At 64.3% G+C, this 16,123-nt stretch carries 10 protein-coding genes; 7 read left to right on the top strand and 3 right to left on the bottom strand.

Going from position 1 to position 16,123, the window contains the following annotated elements; genetic code table 11:
* Positions 1-3 precede the first annotated feature (3 nt).
* Together E0702_RS04710 and E0702_RS04705 are read right to left on the bottom strand one after the other, a co-directional pair.
* Complete coding sequence (locus E0702_RS04710; RefSeq protein ID WP_132041830.1) at positions 4-1,851, bottom strand: ABC transporter ATP-binding protein; 1,848 nt, start codon at positions 1,849-1,851, stop codon at positions 4-6.
* An 84-nt stretch (positions 1,852-1,935) separates the two neighbouring features.
* Positions 1,936-3,735 carry a peptidoglycan DD-metalloendopeptidase family protein gene (locus E0702_RS04705; RefSeq protein ID WP_132041829.1) on the bottom strand — a complete coding sequence of 600 codons (1,800 nt, stop codon included), beginning with the start codon at positions 3,733-3,735 and terminating at the stop codon, positions 1,936-1,938.
* A gap of 438 nt (positions 3,736-4,173) precedes the next feature.
* On the opposite strand from E0702_RS04705, the gene E0702_RS04700 reads away from it, so the two are divergent.
* The 4 genes from E0702_RS04700 to E0702_RS04685 all read left to right on the top strand — a co-directional run bounded on the left by E0702_RS04700 (position 4,174) and on the right by E0702_RS04685 (position 9,182).
* Positions 4,174-5,100: a LysR family transcriptional regulator gene (locus E0702_RS04700; RefSeq protein WP_132041828.1), complete on the top strand. Its 927-nt coding sequence runs from the start codon at positions 4,174-4,176 to the stop codon at positions 5,098-5,100.
* 134 nt (positions 5,101-5,234) lie between these two features.
* Positions 5,235-6,245 (top strand): glutathione S-transferase family protein, encoded by a 1,011-nt coding sequence (locus tag E0702_RS04695; protein WP_132041827.1) that lies wholly within the window; start codon positions 5,235-5,237, stop codon positions 6,243-6,245.
* Between the two features lie 166 nt (positions 6,246-6,411).
* Positions 6,412-7,287 carry an Hsp33 family molecular chaperone HslO gene (gene hslO / locus E0702_RS04690; protein ID WP_132041826.1) on the top strand — a complete coding sequence of 292 codons (876 nt, stop codon included), beginning with the start codon at positions 6,412-6,414 and terminating at the stop codon, positions 7,285-7,287.
* Positions 7,288-7,628: 341 nt separating this feature from the next.
* Entirely contained in the window at positions 7,629-9,182 is a 1,554-nt protein-coding gene (locus E0702_RS04685) for a phosphoenolpyruvate carboxykinase (RefSeq protein ID WP_132041825.1), read from the top strand.
* 207 nt (positions 9,183-9,389) lie between these two features.
* Here E0702_RS04685 and E0702_RS04680 read toward each other — a convergent pair whose 3' ends face one another.
* A complete protein-coding gene (locus E0702_RS04680; RefSeq protein WP_132041824.1) occupies positions 9,390-11,099 on the bottom strand; it encodes an AMP-binding protein in 1,710 nt (569 codons plus the stop codon).
* A gap of 335 nt (positions 11,100-11,434) precedes the next feature.
* On the opposite strand from E0702_RS04680, the gene E0702_RS04675 reads away from it, so the two are divergent.
* From E0702_RS04675 to E0702_RS04665, 3 genes are all read left to right on the top strand, one after another.
* Complete coding sequence (locus E0702_RS04675) at positions 11,435-13,804, top strand: Tex family protein (protein WP_132041823.1); 2,370 nt, start codon at positions 11,435-11,437, stop codon at positions 13,802-13,804.
* Between the two features lie 126 nt (positions 13,805-13,930).
* Entirely contained in the window at positions 13,931-15,592 is a 1,662-nt protein-coding gene (gene gshA, locus E0702_RS04670) for a glutamate--cysteine ligase (RefSeq protein ID WP_132041822.1), read from the top strand.
* Positions 15,589-16,101 carry a disulfide bond formation protein B gene (locus E0702_RS04665; RefSeq protein ID WP_132041821.1) on the top strand — a complete coding sequence of 171 codons (513 nt, stop codon included), beginning with the start codon at positions 15,589-15,591 and terminating at the stop codon, positions 16,099-16,101. Before gshA ends, E0702_RS04665 begins: the two co-directional genes overlap by 4 nt.
* Positions 16,102-16,123: the final 22 nt, after the last annotated feature.

Here is a 16,123-nt window from a genome sequence, read left to right as displayed (position 1 = left end):
GGACTATTCGTATCCCTTGGCCTGGAGCCTGAACAACCTGGCATAACGGCCGTTGGCGGCCATCAGACTGGAATGATCGCCCTGTTCGAGGATCTCGCCGCCATCAATCACCAGAATCTGGTCGGCGGCGCGCACCGTGGAGAAGCGATGTGAGATGAGGATGGTCATCTTGCCCTGGCTATGATCGCGAAAGTCGGCGTATACGGCCGCTTCGGCAGCGGCATCCATGGCCGCGGTGGGCTCGTCGAGTACCAGGATGTCGGCACTCTGGCGCATATAGGCACGCGCTAGCGCGACCTTCTGCCACTGGCCACCGGAGAGCTCCTGCCCCCCCTTGAACCAGCGTCCCAGCTGGGTGTGATAGCCGTCTGGCATGGTGGTGATGAAGTCGTCGGCCAGTCCGCGGCGGGCGGCTTCCTGCCAGCGAATCTCATCCTCGAAGGCGGTCACGTCACCGGCCCCCAGGTTCTCGCCGACCTTCATCTGGTAGCGCACGAAGTCCTGGAAGATCACTCCGATGCGGCGGCGCAGTGTCTGGATATCCCAGTCGCGCAGGTCGTTGCCATCGAGCAGGATCCGCCCCGCGCTCGGCTCATAGAGGCGGGTCAACAGCTTGATCAGGGTGGTCTTGCCCGAGCCGTTGGCGCCCACCAGCGCCAGACTCTGGCTAGGGCATAGGTGCAGCGAAATGTTCGAGAGGGCGGGCGTTTTCGCACCGGGGTAGGTGAAGCTCACGCCCTCGAAGCGAATGCCGTCGCCAGGGCGGGAGCCTGTGGTCAGCTTGCCCGCCTCCGGTGCCACCGGCTGCTCGAGGTACTCGTAGAGGTTGGAGAGGTAGAGGTTGTCCTCGTACATGCCGCTGATCGAGGTCAGACTCGCCGAGAGCGCCGCCTGTCCTTGCTTGAAGACCATCAGGTACATGGTCATCTGGCCCAGGCTCAGGGTGCCAGTGATGGTCTCCACCACGACCCAGGCGTAGGCGCCGTAAAAGGCCAGAGTACCGAGCAGACCGAGCGCGAAGCCCCAGCTCTCTCGGCGCAGGGTAAGGCGACGGTCCTCCGCGTAGAGGGTGTCGAAGATCCTCCGATAGCGCTCCAGCAGCAGCGGCTCCAGGCCGAACAGCTTGACCTCCTTGATGCTGTCCTCGCGGGCCAGCACGGTCTCCAGGTACATCTGCATGCGGGTCTGGGGCGAGCGCCAGCGGAACAGCCGGAAGGCATCGCCGGAGAACTTGGCCTCGGAGATAAACACCGGCAGGGCCCCGATCACCAGCACCAGCAATGCCCAGGGGGAAAACTGCACCAGCAGGACGCCGAAGCTGATCAGCGAAATGCCATTCTGGGCCAGGGCGAAGGTCTTGTTGACCAGCCCCAGGGGACGGGTCGATGCCTCGCGACGGGCCCGGGTGAGCTTGTCGTAGAACTCGGAGTCCTCGAACTGGGCCAGGCTCAGGGTGCCGGCCTTCTCGAGGATCATCACGTTGACCTTCTGACCGAGCAGGGCTCTCAGCAGTGACTGCTGAGCGGAGAGCGCGCGTTGCGCCAGGGCGATGGCGGCGATCACTCCGCCTTCGGCAATCACGTAGCGCAGCACCGGCCACCATGCCACGCTGCCCGTCTCGGCGTGCTGCTCCATGGCGGCCACCACGGCATCGACGATCAGCTGACCGAGCCAGGCCGCCACCGCCGGCAGTACGCCGGCGACCAGAGTGGCAATCGCCAGGCCCACGGTGAGGGCTCGCGAGGTCTGCCACACCAGAGCAAGTGCGCGACGGCTATAGCGAAATACGTTCAGAAAGGCCGTCAGGCGGTTTTCAGGCGGAGGGGCGGGTTGGGGTGAGCGCGATGACACGAGGCTCTCCGTCAGGGAACAGAATCGAGACGCCCCGCACAATGGCGGGGCGCAGTGGCGTCAAGAAGGAAGAACCAGGCGTGGTCAGCCCTCGTTTGACTCCTGCTTGGCATCACGCTCGCCGGTGCTGGCGACGACCGGACCGACCTCGCCGGACTGCAGAGCGGCCAAGAGCGGTTCGGCTTCGCGCTGAAACGCCACCAGTCGGTCGCCCGAGAGGCTCTTGTTTTCGGGCAGCTTGACCTGCATGGCGTCGACCTGGTTGTCGTTGACCAGCACCTCGTAATGCAGATGAGGCCCGGTACTGCGGCCGGTATTGCCGGAGAGAGCGATTCGTTGCCCCATGGTCACGCGCTCGCCACGGCTGACCAGCGGTCTGGAAAGGTGCAGATAGCGAGTGCGGTAGCCGTTGTCGTGGCGGATCACGATGTAGCGGCCAGCCGCGTAGTGGCTGCGCACCGACTCGACCACACCGTCGGAGGGGGCGGTGATCGGCGTGCCGATCGGCATCGCGAAATCGGTCCCCTTGTGTGGACTGATGCGCCCGGTCACCGGGTGCTTGCGGCGGGGATTGAAGTTGGAACTCAGTCGATAACGCCCCTCGAAGGGATAACGATTGAAGGCGGGGTCGAGGCTTTCCCCCTCCGGGGTGTAGAAGTTGTTGTCCGCACTGTTGCGGACCAGGGTCAGGCTGGCGCGCTCTCCCTCATACTGCACCGCAAGAACACGTGGGTCGAAGCTTTCCCCGTTGATCACGTCGGACTCGACCAGCACCTGAAAGCGATCGCCGCGACGGGTGTCGCGGCGAAAGTCGAGTTTCTTGCCGAGCACGTGTACCAGTCGCGAAACTTCGGCACTGGAGAGGCCGGTAGCCTGAGCGGAGCGAGTGAAACTGCCGCTGACGGTGCCGGCAAACAGCCTCTGGGCGGCCTCACCGGTATACTCGATGCTGGCGACCTCGAAGGCGCCACCGTCGCGCTCTGCCACGAAGCCGCTACGGGCGTTGCGCATCATGCGCAGCGAGATCAGCTTGCCATCCTCGTCAAGCTTGTAGTCTAGCCGGCTGCCGACCTGCCAACGCTCGAGCATGTCACGGTCGGGTAGTTGCTCAAGCAGTGCCAGGGCTTCGCTGTAGCCCAATCCCAGGTGCTCCTGGGCCATACGTGTGAAGGCATCTCCCGGCTCCACGGTGTAGGTTTCCCACTCAGGAACATAGGGGTCGCGAGCGGCGATTTCTCGCTCGAGCAGCACCGGGCCATCGTCGAGCAGAGTCAGCTCACTTTCGGGGATATCCTCATAGGAGGTGGCATCCGCTACCAGGCTGCCGTCGTGATCGAGCATGCCGCTGCCGATGGTGCCGATAAGTGTGGCGATGTGTACGGCGTCGCGGTTCAGCGTCTTGGCGTCAGGGGCCGTGATCTCCGTAGCCACCGTTATTGCCTGTTCATTCAAGGAGCTGCTGGCCGGGTTCTTGGCCACCAGCGGTGGCCGCTCGCCTGGTGGCGTCGTGTCGTCGCTGAGACGGGCCAACAGGGGCGGTGCCGTCTCGGCGCTGCCGGCATTGGCCTTGTCGATCAGCTCCAGGTCGACCACTTCGCTGACCTTCAGCTGAGTAATGGGCACACGCTGTCGTGTGGCGTCCAGCGCCTGGTTAGCCATCTCGATGGCATCTCCGACGGGCCCACGCTGAAGATCCAGCGAAGGCAGTCGGGAGGTGGCGTCGGCGGCGAGGGGAATGACGACAGTTTCCAGCGATCGAGAATCGCGCTGGATATCGTGATAGGTAGTGACGATCTTCTGAGTGCCCAGCACGGTGACCATGGTGGCGACCGGTAACAGCAATAGCTTGTGCGCGCGGGGCAGCGAATGTAGGACTCGCAGCATGGGTAAAAGGCCGATGAAAAAGAAAAAAGGCGAATAAAGTCGTACGAACGATAGCGCAAGACCAGGATGTTGCCTAGGCTGTATGGATGCACAGCATTACAGCCCCGGGCGACCTTTTACCAGTATCGCAGGGTAGGTGGGAGATAGGTGAACGCTGTTTGGTAACAGTTTGTCTATTGGAACCAAGACGCCTCGGGATTTCAACCCCCCTGCGGCTTGAGGGTCACATGGATTGCCCTTTCCTCGCCGACGCTATTCCACTGTTCCGCCCTCCCCAGCGAGAGAAGTTTGCCGCGATAGAAGCTCCCTGCCTGGCCCTGCTGACCCTGTTTATGGCATCTTTCCCTCGCTCACCTGCTTCGGAGGAAGGGTGGTATTTTGTGCGATTTTTTCGGATATTGGACCGCTTACTAGCGTTCTGTGTTCGAGGGTTTCGAAATGTCTCGTGTCACCCTGAATCAATGGCAGATGTTGGCGGCAGTCGTCGATCATGGCGGTTTCGCGCGAGCCGCCGAGGCCATCCACAAGAGTCCCTCCACCCTCAATCATGCGGTCCACAAGCTTGAGGAGCAGCTGGGGGTCCAGGTCCTGGAGCCGGCCGGGCGCCGGGTGCGCTTGACCGAGGCCGGCGCGATGCTGTTGCGGCGAGCGCGACAGCTGATCGAGAGTGCCGAAGCCCTGGAGGAGGTGGCGGGTAGCCTTGCCGAAGGGCTCGAGGCCGAGGTGGTGCTGGCGGTGGACCAGGTGTTTCCCCCCGACGCCCTGGCCAGCGCCCTGGCGACCTTCTCCGAGACCTACCCCCATGTGCGCGTGCAGCTTCATGAGACGGTGCTCAACGGCGGCATCGAGATGCTTTACGACGGCAGTGCCGACCTGGTGATCTCGGGGGTCGCCGCTCAGGGATTCCTGGGCGAGCCACTGGCCAGCATACGCTTCGTGGCAGTTGCCCACCCTGACCACCCGCTGCATCGGCTGGAGCGACCGCTGGATCTGCGCGACCTGGTGCAGCACCGTCAGCTGGTGGTGCGTGACTCGGCACTACGCCAGACCATGGACGAGGGGTGGCTCAAGGCCGAGCAGCGCTGGACCCTGAGTCATCTGGAGACCTCCATCGACATGGTGGAGCGGGGTCTCGGCTTCGCCTGGCTGCCCGAGACACGGATTCGTCAGGCACTCGACGCCAAGCGTCTTGTCCCGCTTCCGCTTACCGCCGGCGGCATCCGCGAGACCCCAGTGCAGCTGATCCATCGTGACCGCGATCGTGCCGGACCGGCGACCCGGGCGCTGGCCGAGGCCCTGACGACAGAGGCCCTGGCGACAGAGGCCCTGGCGGCAGAGGTGGAGGGTGACAGAGGAGCAGGGTGACCCAATTAAAGATTATTTCGATTTTATCGAATTAAACTGCCCATAATATGCGCTGAAGAGTCGACAGCTTAATACTATGCTGGAAGCGAATTTATCAATCGGCGGTGTCGCCCGCCTTTTCGAGGAGGACTTCCATGGGGCTGTTGATCGACGGCAGATGGCACGACCAGTGGTACGACACCGACAAGCATGGCGGCGAGTTCGTGCGCGAGTCCGCGCAGCTTCGCGACTGGGTCACCCGCGAGGGGGAGAACGGTCCCGATGGCCAGCCGGGTCTGCCTGCCGAGGCCGGACGCTACCATCTCTACGTCTCTCTGGCTTGCCCCTGGGCTCATCGGGTAATGATCATGCGCAAGCTGAAGGGCCTCGAGGATCTTGTCGGCCTCTCCCATGTCAGTCCGCTGATGCTCGATCAGGGGTGGAGCTATCATCAGGACGAGGGGGCGAGCGGCGATCCGGTCAACGGCGTGACCTATCATCGTGAGCTCTACACCCTGACCGACCCCCACTACACCGGACGAGTCACGGTGCCGGCGCTGTGGGACAAGCAGGCAGGGCGAATCGTCAACAACGAGTCGGCCGAGTTGCTGCGGATGTTCAACGGGGCCTTCGATGAGCTCACCGGCAACCGTCTGGACTTCTATCCGGCCGAGCTGCGCGAGACCATCGATGCGATCAATGCCGATGTCTATGACCATATCAACAACGGCGTCTACAAGTCGGGCTTCGCCACCGATCAGCGGGTCTATGAGAAGCACGTGGTGGCTCTGTTCGAAGCGCTGGATCGCATGGAGGCACGCCTGGCAGAGCACCGCTATCTGGCCGGTGAGTGGCTGACCGAGGCCGATATCCGGCTGTTCACCACCCTGGTGCGTTTCGATGCCGTCTATCACGGCCACTTCAAGTGCAACCTGCGGCGCATCGAGGACTACCCCAATCTCTCCCACTATCTGCGCGAGATCTACCAGTGGCCGGGAGTGAAGGAGACGGTGGACTTCGATCATATCAAGCGTCACTACTACTGCAGTCACGAGACCATCAACCCCACCCGAATCGTGCCCCATGGCCCCATTCTGGACCTGGAGCGCCCTCACGACCGTGAGCGCCTGCCGGGGCAGGGAATAAGAGGCAATGATTCCCAGTAAAGTGAGAAGCGCTGGGGGCAGGCCGTAGAGGAGGTCCGAGGACCAAGGATGGCCGAGGTAGCGTACAAGGAGGTATTCACAGCGCCTCCTCGAAGGCCTACCGCCGGAAAAGCTTCGAACGTTTTTTGCTAGAATGCCCCCAACTTCCCGACCCGATACGAGACCCATGACCGACCAGATCCAGCGCTTCCTGTTCGACAACACCAATGTGCGCGGCGAGCTCGTGACCCTCGAGCAGGCCTACGCCGAGGTTCTCGACCGCCACGATTACCCCGCCGCGGTGAATCGCCTGCTCGGCGAGCTGCTCGCCGCGGTGGCCCTGCTGACCGATACCGTCAAGCTCGACGGCACCCTGAGCATCGAGGTGCGCGGCAACGGCGCCCTGGCCCTGCTGATGGCCGAGTCCAATCCGGGTGGTGAGCTGCGTGCCATTGCCCGCATGGCCGAGGGCGCGATGGCCGTCGACGAGCAGGCCGGGTTTCGTGAGCTGGTGGGAGAGGGTCAGGTCATGATCACCCTGGACCCTCGCGAAGGGCACCGCTACCAGGGCATCGTCGCCCTGGATCGCGATAGCCTGGCCGACTGCCTGGCCGACTACTTCGCCCAGTCCGAGCAGCTGCCTACTCGACTGTGGCTGGCCGCCGATGGTCGGTGCGCCGGTGGCCTTTTGCTGCAGCGCATGCCCGACGAATCGCAGAACCAGGATGTCGACGCCTGGGATCGCACCGTGCATCTGGCCGCGACCATCAAGGACGCAGAGCTGCTGCATCTTGACCCTCACGAGATTCTTCAGCGTCTCTATCATGAGGAGACGGTGCGGGTCTTTGATCCCAAGGCGCTACGCTTCGGCTGCACCTGCTCCCGAGAGCGTATCGCCGACGCCCTGGTGGGCCTGGGCGCCCAGGAGCTGCGCGAGGTACTGGCGGAGCAGGGCGGCATCGAGACCCTGTGCCACTTCTGTCATACCCGCTACGCCTTCTCCATCGCGGAGGTCGAGGCGCTGCTGACGGAGGGTGACGAGCCGCCCCCGGTAGTGCACTAGCCGCTCGATGAGGCCGCTGCTCGCGACAAGGATACGCCGGCAGCGGCTCATGCCTGGAGGATTCTGAACTTCCCTTGGTGTGGTGATGTTGCGATGCGATGTTGCGATGCAGTGTTGGTGTGTAGCGAATTTTCTTCATGTTGTAGAAAAACTACATGAATTTCGCCTAAAAAGGGCGTTCCCCGCCGAGATGCTTTTTGCCATAATGGCGCCGCCTTTCAGAGGCGATCAAGACCAGTAGTCGGGTAACCGCACGTCATGATCGCCACAGCCCCCTTGCTCTTCGCGTCACCGCCGACGCCAGGCACACGAGAGAATCGGCCGACGGCCCAGGAAACGACATGACCACACCCCAAGCTTCTCACGCCCACGTCAACCTCAGCAGCGCCGAACTGATCGAACGGTCGGTGGCCAGCGGCGAAGGCCGGCTGGCCGCCAACGGCGCCCTGGTGGTGAGCACCGGCGTCCGCACCGGTCGCTCGCCCAAGGATCGCTATATCGTTGACGAGCCGACCACCAGCGCGAAGATCGACTGGGGTAGCGTCAATCGCCCCTTCGACGCCGAGAAGTTTGCCGCGCTCTGGGCGCGCGTCGAAACCTACCTGACCGGCAAGGAGCACTATGTCTCCGAGCTGCATGTGGGCAGCGATCCGGACTACTATCTGCCGGTTCGTGTGCAGACCGAGACCGCCTGGCAGAACCTCTTTGGCCGCACCATGTTCGTTCGCCCCGAGGCCTATAACCCCTCCGCCAAGGAGGAGTGGACCATCCTCAATGCCGCCAGCTTCGAGTGTGACCCGGCTCGTGACGGCACCAACTCCGATGGCTGCGTGATCATCAACTTCGCCGAGAAGAAGGTGCTGATCGCCGGCATGCGTTACGCCGGCGAGATGAAGAAGGCGATGTTCTCGGTACAGAACTTCCTGCTGCCGGGCTTCGACGTGCTGCCGATGCACTGCTCCGCCAACGTCGGCGAGGATGGCGAGACCTGCCTGTTCTTCGGTCTCTCCGGCACCGGCAAGACCACGCTCTCCGCCGACCAGGCGCGCTACCTGATCGGTGATGACGAACATGCCTGGGGGCCGGGCACCGTCTTCAACATCGAGGGGGGCTGCTACGCCAAGTGCATCGACCTCTCCGAGAAGAACGAGCCGGTGATCTGGAACGCCATCAAGTTCGGCACCGTGCTGGAAAATGTGGTGCTCGACGACCGTCGCGAGCCCGACTACGCCGACGACAGCCTGACCCAGAACTCGCGTGCCGCCTACCCGCTGGAGCACGTCGATAAGCGGGTGCCCGAGAATCGCGCCGGCGAGCCCAATGCCATCGTCTTCCTGACCTGCGACATGTCCGGCGTGCTGCCCCCGGTCTCGGTACTCTCCAAGGAGGCGGCGGCCTATCACTTCCTCTCCGGATACACCGCCAAGGTAGGCTCCACTGAGATGGGCTCCTCCGAGGGGCTGTCCGCCACCTTCTCCACCTGCTTCGGTGCCCCCTTCTTCCCGCGTCCGGCTCGCGAGTATGCCGATCTGCTGATCAAGCGCGTGGCCGAGAAGGATGCCCAGGTCTATCTGGTCAACACCGGCTGGACCGGTGGTGCCTATGGCGAGGGTGGTGCGCGTTTCTCGATTCCGACGACCCGCGCCATCATCAGCGCCATTCAGTCCGGTATCCTGCGCGAGGTCGAGACCCAGCATCTCGACGGTCTCAACCTCGATGTGCCCACCGCGGTGCCGGGTGTCGACTCCAGCCTGCTCAACCCGCGCGACACCTGGGAAGACAAGGATGCCTACGACCGTCAGCGCCAGGAGCTGGCCGCCAAGTTTGTCGACAACTTCAAGAAGTTTGATGGCGTCAGCGATGAGATCGTCAAGGCCGGTCCCAGCCTGACCTGACCGCCTTGGCAGGGCCAGCTTCCGGCTCAATGTCATGACCAACAAGAACCCGGCACCGCCAAGGCGGTGCCGGGTTCTTTGAATCGCGCGATAAATCGCGCTCCTACGGTGTGCGATGGCATCCGTTCTACGGTGCGCGATGGCTTCCATCGCTGGTATGCCGGACCACGCATAAACCCGGCCCCTACGGCGGGCTCACACCTTCCGCTAGCCCTTCAAATCCGGAAAATCATCCTCGAAGAATTCCAGTTCACCTCGCTGATCGCTGGCCTTGTCGGCTTCGGCCTGACGCAGCTCCACACGACGAATCTTGCCCGAGATCGTCTTGGGCAGATCGGCAAACTCCAGGCGCCGGATACGCTTGTAGGGCGCCAGGCGCTCACGGGTGAAGGCGAAGATATCCCGGGCCAGCTCGGCACTGGGCTCATGGCCGGCGGCGGGAATGATATAGGCCTTGGGTATCGAGGTGCGCACCGGGTCCGGACTCGGCACGATGGCCGCTTCCCCCACCGCCGGATGCTCGATCAGCACGCTCTCCAGCTCAAAGGGGCTGATACGGTAGTCGGAGGCCTTGAAGACATCGTCGGCTCGGCCCACGTAGGTGATATAGCCCTGCTCATCGATGCTGGCGACATCGCCGGTGCGGTAGTAGCCCCCCTGCATGGCGGCGGCGGTGCGCTCCGGGTCGTTGGCATAGCCCACCATCAGGCCGGCGGGGCGATCCTCGCCCAGCGCCAGGGCGACTTCCCCTTCGCCGGCCGGCTTGCCCTCGGCGTCGAGCATCGCCACCCGGTAACCGGGAAGCGGGCGCCCCATGGAGCCAGACTTGAGGGGCTGGCCGGGCGAGTTGCCGATCTGGGCGGTGGTCTCGGTCTGGCCGAAGCCGTCGCGGATGGTCAGCCCCCAGGCCCGACGCACCTGCTCGATGACCTCGGGGTTGAGCGGCTCACCGGCGGCGACCGCTTCGCGCAGGGCGACCCGATGGGCCGCCAGATCCTGCTGGATCAACAGGCGCCAGACGGTGGGCGGGGCGCACAGGGTGGTGATCTCGTAGCGCGCCAGCACATCGAGCAGGGCGGGGGCGTCGAAGCGGCTGTAGTTGTACAGGAAGACGCAGGCGCCGGCGTTCCAGGGCGCGAAGAAACAGCTCCAGGCGTGCTTGGCCCAGCCGGGGGAGCTGATGTTTAGGTGACGGTCCCCCGGCTGCAGGCCAATCCAGTAGAGGGTTGAGAGATGCCCCACCGGATAGGATTGGTGGGTATGGGTGACCAGCTTGGGCTGCGAGGTGGTGCCGGAGGTGAAGTAGAGCAGCATGGGGTCGTCGGCGGGCGTCGGGCCGTCAGGCGTGAAGGCCTCACTGCTCTGGTGCGAGTCGGCAAAATCATGCCAGCCGGGTTCGGCGCCACCCACCGCAATACGCGTCAGATCTCGATGCCGGCCCTCGAACTTGGCGAGGTGCTCGGTGCCGATGACCAGGTGCTTGACCTCGCCGCGGACGATACGGTCGTCGAGATCCTCGGCAGTCAGCATGGGGGTGGCGGGAATGATCACGGCGCCCAGCTTGATGGCGGCCAGCATCACCTCCCATAGCGGCACCTCGTTGCCCAGCATCAGCAACGCCCGCTCGCCGCGCCTCACCCCAAGCGAACGCAGCCAGTTGGCGACCTGGTTGGAGCGGCTGGCCAGTTCGGCGAAGCTCAGGCGTGCCTCGCGGCCATCCTCCTCGACGATCCACAGCGCCGGGGCATCGTTGTCGCGGGCCATGACATCGAAGTAGTCCAGCGCCCAGTTGAATTCGGTGAAGCGTGGCCAGCGAAAATCGCGGCAGGCGGTGGTGTAGTCCTCGCGGTGCTCGATCAGGAAGTCGCGGGCGGCAAGAAAGCTGGCAAGGTTGGACGCGCTATCGGCGGTCGGCATGGCACGGCTCCTTTATTGTGATGGTTGAGCTGCAGTGATGGTTGAGCTGTTGAGCTGTTGAGCTGTTGAGCTGTTGAGCTGTTGAGCTGTTGAGCTGTTGTGGTGTTGGCGTGGACGTTGGCGTTTATCGTTTTTCTGGTCCGTCGAAGGGGGCTCCCCCGCGGTGAGTCGTTGCTTTCCTCAGGCGTCTCAAGAATCTAGCCGGATTCGATGCCGGCTGTCCAAGAACCAAGCGAACGCTTGGACTAAAGTCGTTGGGCGACCCATGCGTGGCTCGCTTCGGCGTTTGTGATACCTTGTCGCGATTGATTATCGAGCATCAGTGAAGGGGTTACATGGACGCCACCAAACGCATTACCGCGCGCCTCGCCGAAGAGTTATCCATTCGTCCACAGCAGGTCTCCGCCACGCTGGAGCTGCTCGACGGCGGGGCGACCGTGCCCTTCATTGCCCGCTATCGCAAGGAGGTCACCGGTGGTCTCGACGATACCCAGCTGCGCCACCTCCATGAGCGTCTGAGTTATCTGCGCGAGCTGGAGGAGCGCCGGGCCACGGTGCTGGCGACCATCGACGAGCAGGGCAAGCTGACCGACGAGCTGGCCGGGTTGATCGAGGCCGCCGATACCAAGCAGCGCCTCGAAGACCTCTACCTGCCCTACAAGAAGAAGCGCCGCACCAAGGCCCAGATCGCTCGGGAGGCCGGGCTCGAGCCACTGGCCGATACCCTGCTGAGTGATCCGACCCTCGACCCCGAGGCCGAGGCGGCGGGCTATCTGCGCCCCGCGGAGGGTGATACCCCTGCAGTGGAGGACACCAAGGCGGCCCTGGACGGCGCCCGCCAGATCCTGATGGAGCGCTTCGCCGAGGATGCCGAACTGGTCGGCCGACTGCGCGAGCGGCTGTGGAGCGAAGGCGAGCTCAGTGCCCGAGTGATTCCGGGCAAGGAGCGTGAGGGCGCCAAGTTCTCCGACTACTTCGAGCATGATGAGCGTCTGGCCAAGGTGCCGTCGCACCGGGCCCTGGCCATGTTCCGCGGCCGCAACGAGGGCGTGTTGACGCTGGCGATCCGCCTGCCGGGTGAGGAGGAGGCACCGATCCATCCCGCCCAGGTGGCCATTGCCAAACACTTTTCCATCCATGATGAGGGGCGTGCCGCCGACAAGTGGCTGCGCGACGTGGTGCGCTGGACCTGGCGGGTCAAGCTCTATACCCATCTCGAGACCGAGCTGCTGGGCCGGCTGCGTGAGCGGGCCGAGCTCGAGGCCATCGAGGTCTTCGCGGCCAACCTCAAGGACCTGTTGCTGGCGGCTCCGGCGGGCCAGAAGGCCACCCTTGCCATCGACCCCGGCCTGCGTACCGGCTGCAAGGTGGCGGTGGTGGATGCCACCGGTCAGTTCCTGGCTCACACCACCATCTATCCCCATGCGCCCCGTAATGCCTGGGACGCCTCGCTGGCCGAGCTGGCCCAGCTGGTGGAGCGCCACGATGTGGCGCTGATTGCCGTGGGTAACGGTACTGCCAGCCGCGAGACCGACCGTCTGGCGGGCGACCTGGTCAAGCAGCTGGCCGGCAGGCGCTCACTCGCCAAGGTGATGGTCAGTGAGGCCGGTGCCTCGGTCTATTCGGCCTCGGAGTATGCCGCCCGGGAGCTGCCCGATCTGGATGTCACCATCCGCGGTGCGGTCTCCATCGCCCGGCGCCTGCAGGATCCCCTGGCCGAACTGGTCAAGATCGAGCCCAAGTCCATCGGGGTGGGCCAGTACCAGCATGATGTCTCCCAGGTGCAGCTGTCGCGTAGCCTGGAGGCGGTGATCGAGGACTGCGTCAACGCCATCGGGGTCGATCTCAACACCGCCTCCAGTGCGCTGCTCTCCCGGGTGGCGGGCCTCTCTCCGGCACTGGCCGAGGCCATCGTCGCGCGGCGTAATGCCGAGGGCCCCTTCGCTAGCCGCAAGCAGTTGCTCGATGTCAGCCGCCTGGGCCCCAAGACCTTCGAGCAGTGCGCCGGTTTCCTGCGCATCATGAACGGCGATAACCCGCTGGATGCCAGCGCCGTGCACCCTGAGGCCTATCCCCTGGTCGAGCGCATCGCCGAAAGAAGTGGCCGCGAGCTGGGTAGCCTGATCGGCGACAGCGCTACCCTGAAGGCCGTCAGGCCTGCCGACTTCGCCGACGAGCGCTTCGGGCTGCCCACGGTCACCGATATTCTCGTTGAACTCGACAAGCCGGGCCGTGACCCGCGGCCCGAGTTCAAGGCCGCCGAGTTCCGCGAGGGGGTCGAGACCCTCAAGGACCTGGAGCCCGGCATGGTGCTCGAGGGCAGCGTCACCAACGTGACCCACTTCGGTGCCTTCGTGGATATCGGTGTCCACCAGGATGGCCTGGTGCATATCTCGGCGCTCTCCGACAAGTTTGTCGAGGACCCGCGCACGGTGGTCAAGGCCGGCGATATCGTCAAGGTCAAGGTGATGAGCGTCGATCTGGAGCGCGCGCGCATCGGCCTCACCATGCGCCTCGATGACCAGCCGGAGGAGCAGGGCGCCGGCCGCCGCGGCGGTGAGCGGGCCCGGCAGGATGCCAGGCCCGGTGGCCACAAGCCGCCTCGCAAGGGCGGGCGCGGCAAGGGAGGGAACCCCCGTGACGACGACAAGGGGCAGATGGGGGCCCTGGGGGCCGCACTGCTCAAGGCCAAGCAGAAGCAATGATGATCCATCATGCCTGACTCAGAAGCCGGCTAACCTTTGCATGGCAGCGTTCAGGTACCATAATCAGCATATTGACGGGCGCCGCACGGGCGCCCGTCTCACTATCCGCGTTACTATCCGCGTGGCATGCCGCCTCGGCGCCTTCCACCGCGCCTTTCCAACACAAGGGGTGTTACCTTGTCCGATACACTCACCAGTCTCGTTTCCCGCCTGGAGGGTCCCGCCCGCCAGGGTGAGTTCAGCCGACTGCGCCGTGGCCTCGAGAAGGAGGGGCTGCGCGTCGACCGCGAGGGGCACGTCGCCCAGTCGCAGCACCCCCATGCGCTGGGCTCCAAGCTGACTCATCCGCATATCACCACGGACTACTCCGAGGCGCTGCTGGAGTACATCACGCCGGTGACCAGCCGGCCCGCCGATGCCATGGCGTTTCTCGGCGACCTGCACCGCTTCAGCTATCGCTACCTGGGCGACGAGCTGATCTGGCCGGCCAGCATGCCGGCGCGTCTCGACGGCAACGACAGCATCCCGATCGCCGACTACGGCAGCTCCAATGTGGGCACCATGAAGCGGGTCTATCGTCAGGGGCTCGACGTACGTTACGGGCGCATCATGCAGGCCATCGCCGGGGTGCACTACAACGTCTCGCTGCCCGACGACCTCTGGACGCTGCTGCGTGATATCGATGGTGCCGGCGACACCCCGTTCAACGACTATCGGTCGCAGCGCTACTTCGGCCTGATCCGCAACTTCCGGCGCCACAGCTGGCTGCTGCTCTATCTGTTTGGTGCCTCGCCGGCCATCGACCGCAGCTTCCTGCCCGACGGCAGGGTACCCGACAAGCTCGAGGCCCATGGTCAGGAGACATTGATCTCGCGCTACGCCACCAGCCTGCGCATGTCGGATCTGGGGTACCAGAACAAGGTGCAGCAGCAGCTCAAGATCTGTTTCAACTCCCTCTCCAATTACGTCAACACCCTGCGCCATGCCATCTCCACGCCATGGCCCGCCTACGAGGCCCTTGGCGTCAATGAAAATGGCGAGTGGCGCCAGCTCAACGCCAATATCCTGCAGATCGAAAACGAGTACTACAGCGATATCCGCCCCAAGCGGGTAGCCCGTCACGACGAGACCCCGAGCCAGGCACTGGAGGCCCGTGGCGTGGAGTATATCGAGGTTCGCTGCCTCGACCTCAACCCGCTGCTGACCCTGGGCGTGGACGAGACACAGATCCACTTCATCGACACCTTCGTGATGTGGTGCCTGCTCTCCGAGAGCCCATGGATCCCCGATGCCGAGTGCGAGGCGCTCGACGATAATCGACAGCTGGTGGTGGAACGCGGCCGTGATCCTGCGCTACGCCTCTGTCACGCCGGCAAGCCGCGCAGCGTGGCCGACTGGGGGGGCGAGATTCTCGACGAGATGCGCGGGGTCGCCGAGCTGCTCGACCGGCTGGAGGAGGACACGCCGCATGCCGACGCCGTAGCCGCCATGGCCCCACGCCTGGCTGACCCGACGCTGACCCCTTCCGGCCAGCTGCTGGCGCGCCTGGAGGAGAGTGGCGAGGAGCTCTCCGATGTCATCCTGGCGATCGCTCGGGATCAGGCCGAGCAGCTGCGCCATGAACCCATGGCCTCCGGTCGTGAAAGACTCCTTGCCGAGCTGATCGAGACCTCCCATCAACAGCAGGCCCAGATCGAAGCCGCGGACCGCGTCTCCTTCGCCGACTTCCTGAGCGGCTATTTCAAGCGGGCGCGGGAGTCACGGGTGACCGATGGGGCCGGCCGATGAGCGTACTTTCACGGCTCGAGGTACGCCACTGGAGCCTCGTCGGGTTGGCCTTCTGTGTAGTGATGATGGCGGTAGCGCTGGGCCTCGAGCATCTTGTCGGTCTCGAGCCCTGCCCGTTGTGCATCTTCCAGCGGGTGGCGGTCATTGCCGCAGGGCTGGTGTTCGCCGTGGCGGCCATCCATAACCCCGTCGGTCGCCTCGGGGCGGCACTCTACGGCCTGCTGGGCCTGGGGGCGGTCGGCGCCGGCATCGGGGTGGCCTGGCGACATCTGTGGCTGCAGTCGCTGCCTGCCGATGAGGTGCCCAGCTGCGGCCCGGGCCTCGACTACATGCTGGATATCCTGCCGCTGCAGGAGGTGGTCAACATGGTGCTCTCGGGCTCCGGCGAGTGCGCCGATATCGACTTCCTGTTCCTGGGCGTCTCGCTGCCGGGCTGGACGCTGGTGGGCTTTATCGTGCTGGCGCTGGCGCCACTCGGCCTGCTGTTCAGGGCCTTCCGCGAGCGATAATCCTCAGCGATAACCTTCAGTG

Source organism: Halomonas marinisediminis (genome assembly GCF_004347715.1).
Classification (GTDB): domain Bacteria; phylum Pseudomonadota; class Gammaproteobacteria; order Pseudomonadales; family Halomonadaceae; genus Halomonas; species Halomonas icarae.
The sequence above is the reverse complement of the archived record's forward strand: the minus strand, read 5'-3'. Positions and strand labels throughout refer to the sequence as shown.

What these genes read in the sequence shown, in the direction of transcription:
- E0702_RS04705 (WP_132041829.1), bottom strand. Translation starts at nt 3,735, where the DNA reads ATGCTGCGAGTCCTACATTCGCTGCCCCGCGCGCACAAGCTATTGCTG.
- E0702_RS04675 (WP_132041823.1), top strand. Translation starts at nt 11,435, where the DNA reads ATGGACGCCACCAAACGCATTACCGCGCGCCTCGCCGAAGAGTTATCC.
- E0702_RS04665 (WP_132041821.1), top strand. Translation starts at nt 15,589, where the DNA reads ATGAGCGTACTTTCACGGCTCGAGGTACGCCACTGGAGCCTCGTCGGG.
- gshA (WP_132041822.1), top strand. Translation starts at nt 13,931, where the DNA reads ATGCCGCCTCGGCGCCTTCCACCGCGCCTTTCCAACACAAGGGGTGTT.
- hslO (WP_132041826.1), top strand. Translation starts at nt 6,412, where the DNA reads ATGACCGACCAGATCCAGCGCTTCCTGTTCGACAACACCAATGTGCGC.
- E0702_RS04685 (WP_132041825.1), top strand. Translation starts at nt 7,629, where the DNA reads ATGACCACACCCCAAGCTTCTCACGCCCACGTCAACCTCAGCAGCGCC.
- E0702_RS04680 (WP_132041824.1), bottom strand. Translation starts at nt 11,099, where the DNA reads ATGCCGACCGCCGATAGCGCGTCCAACCTTGCCAGCTTTCTTGCCGCC.
- E0702_RS04695 (WP_132041827.1), top strand. Translation starts at nt 5,235, where the DNA reads ATGGGGCTGTTGATCGACGGCAGATGGCACGACCAGTGGTACGACACC.
- E0702_RS04700 (WP_132041828.1), top strand. Translation starts at nt 4,174, where the DNA reads ATGTCTCGTGTCACCCTGAATCAATGGCAGATGTTGGCGGCAGTCGTC.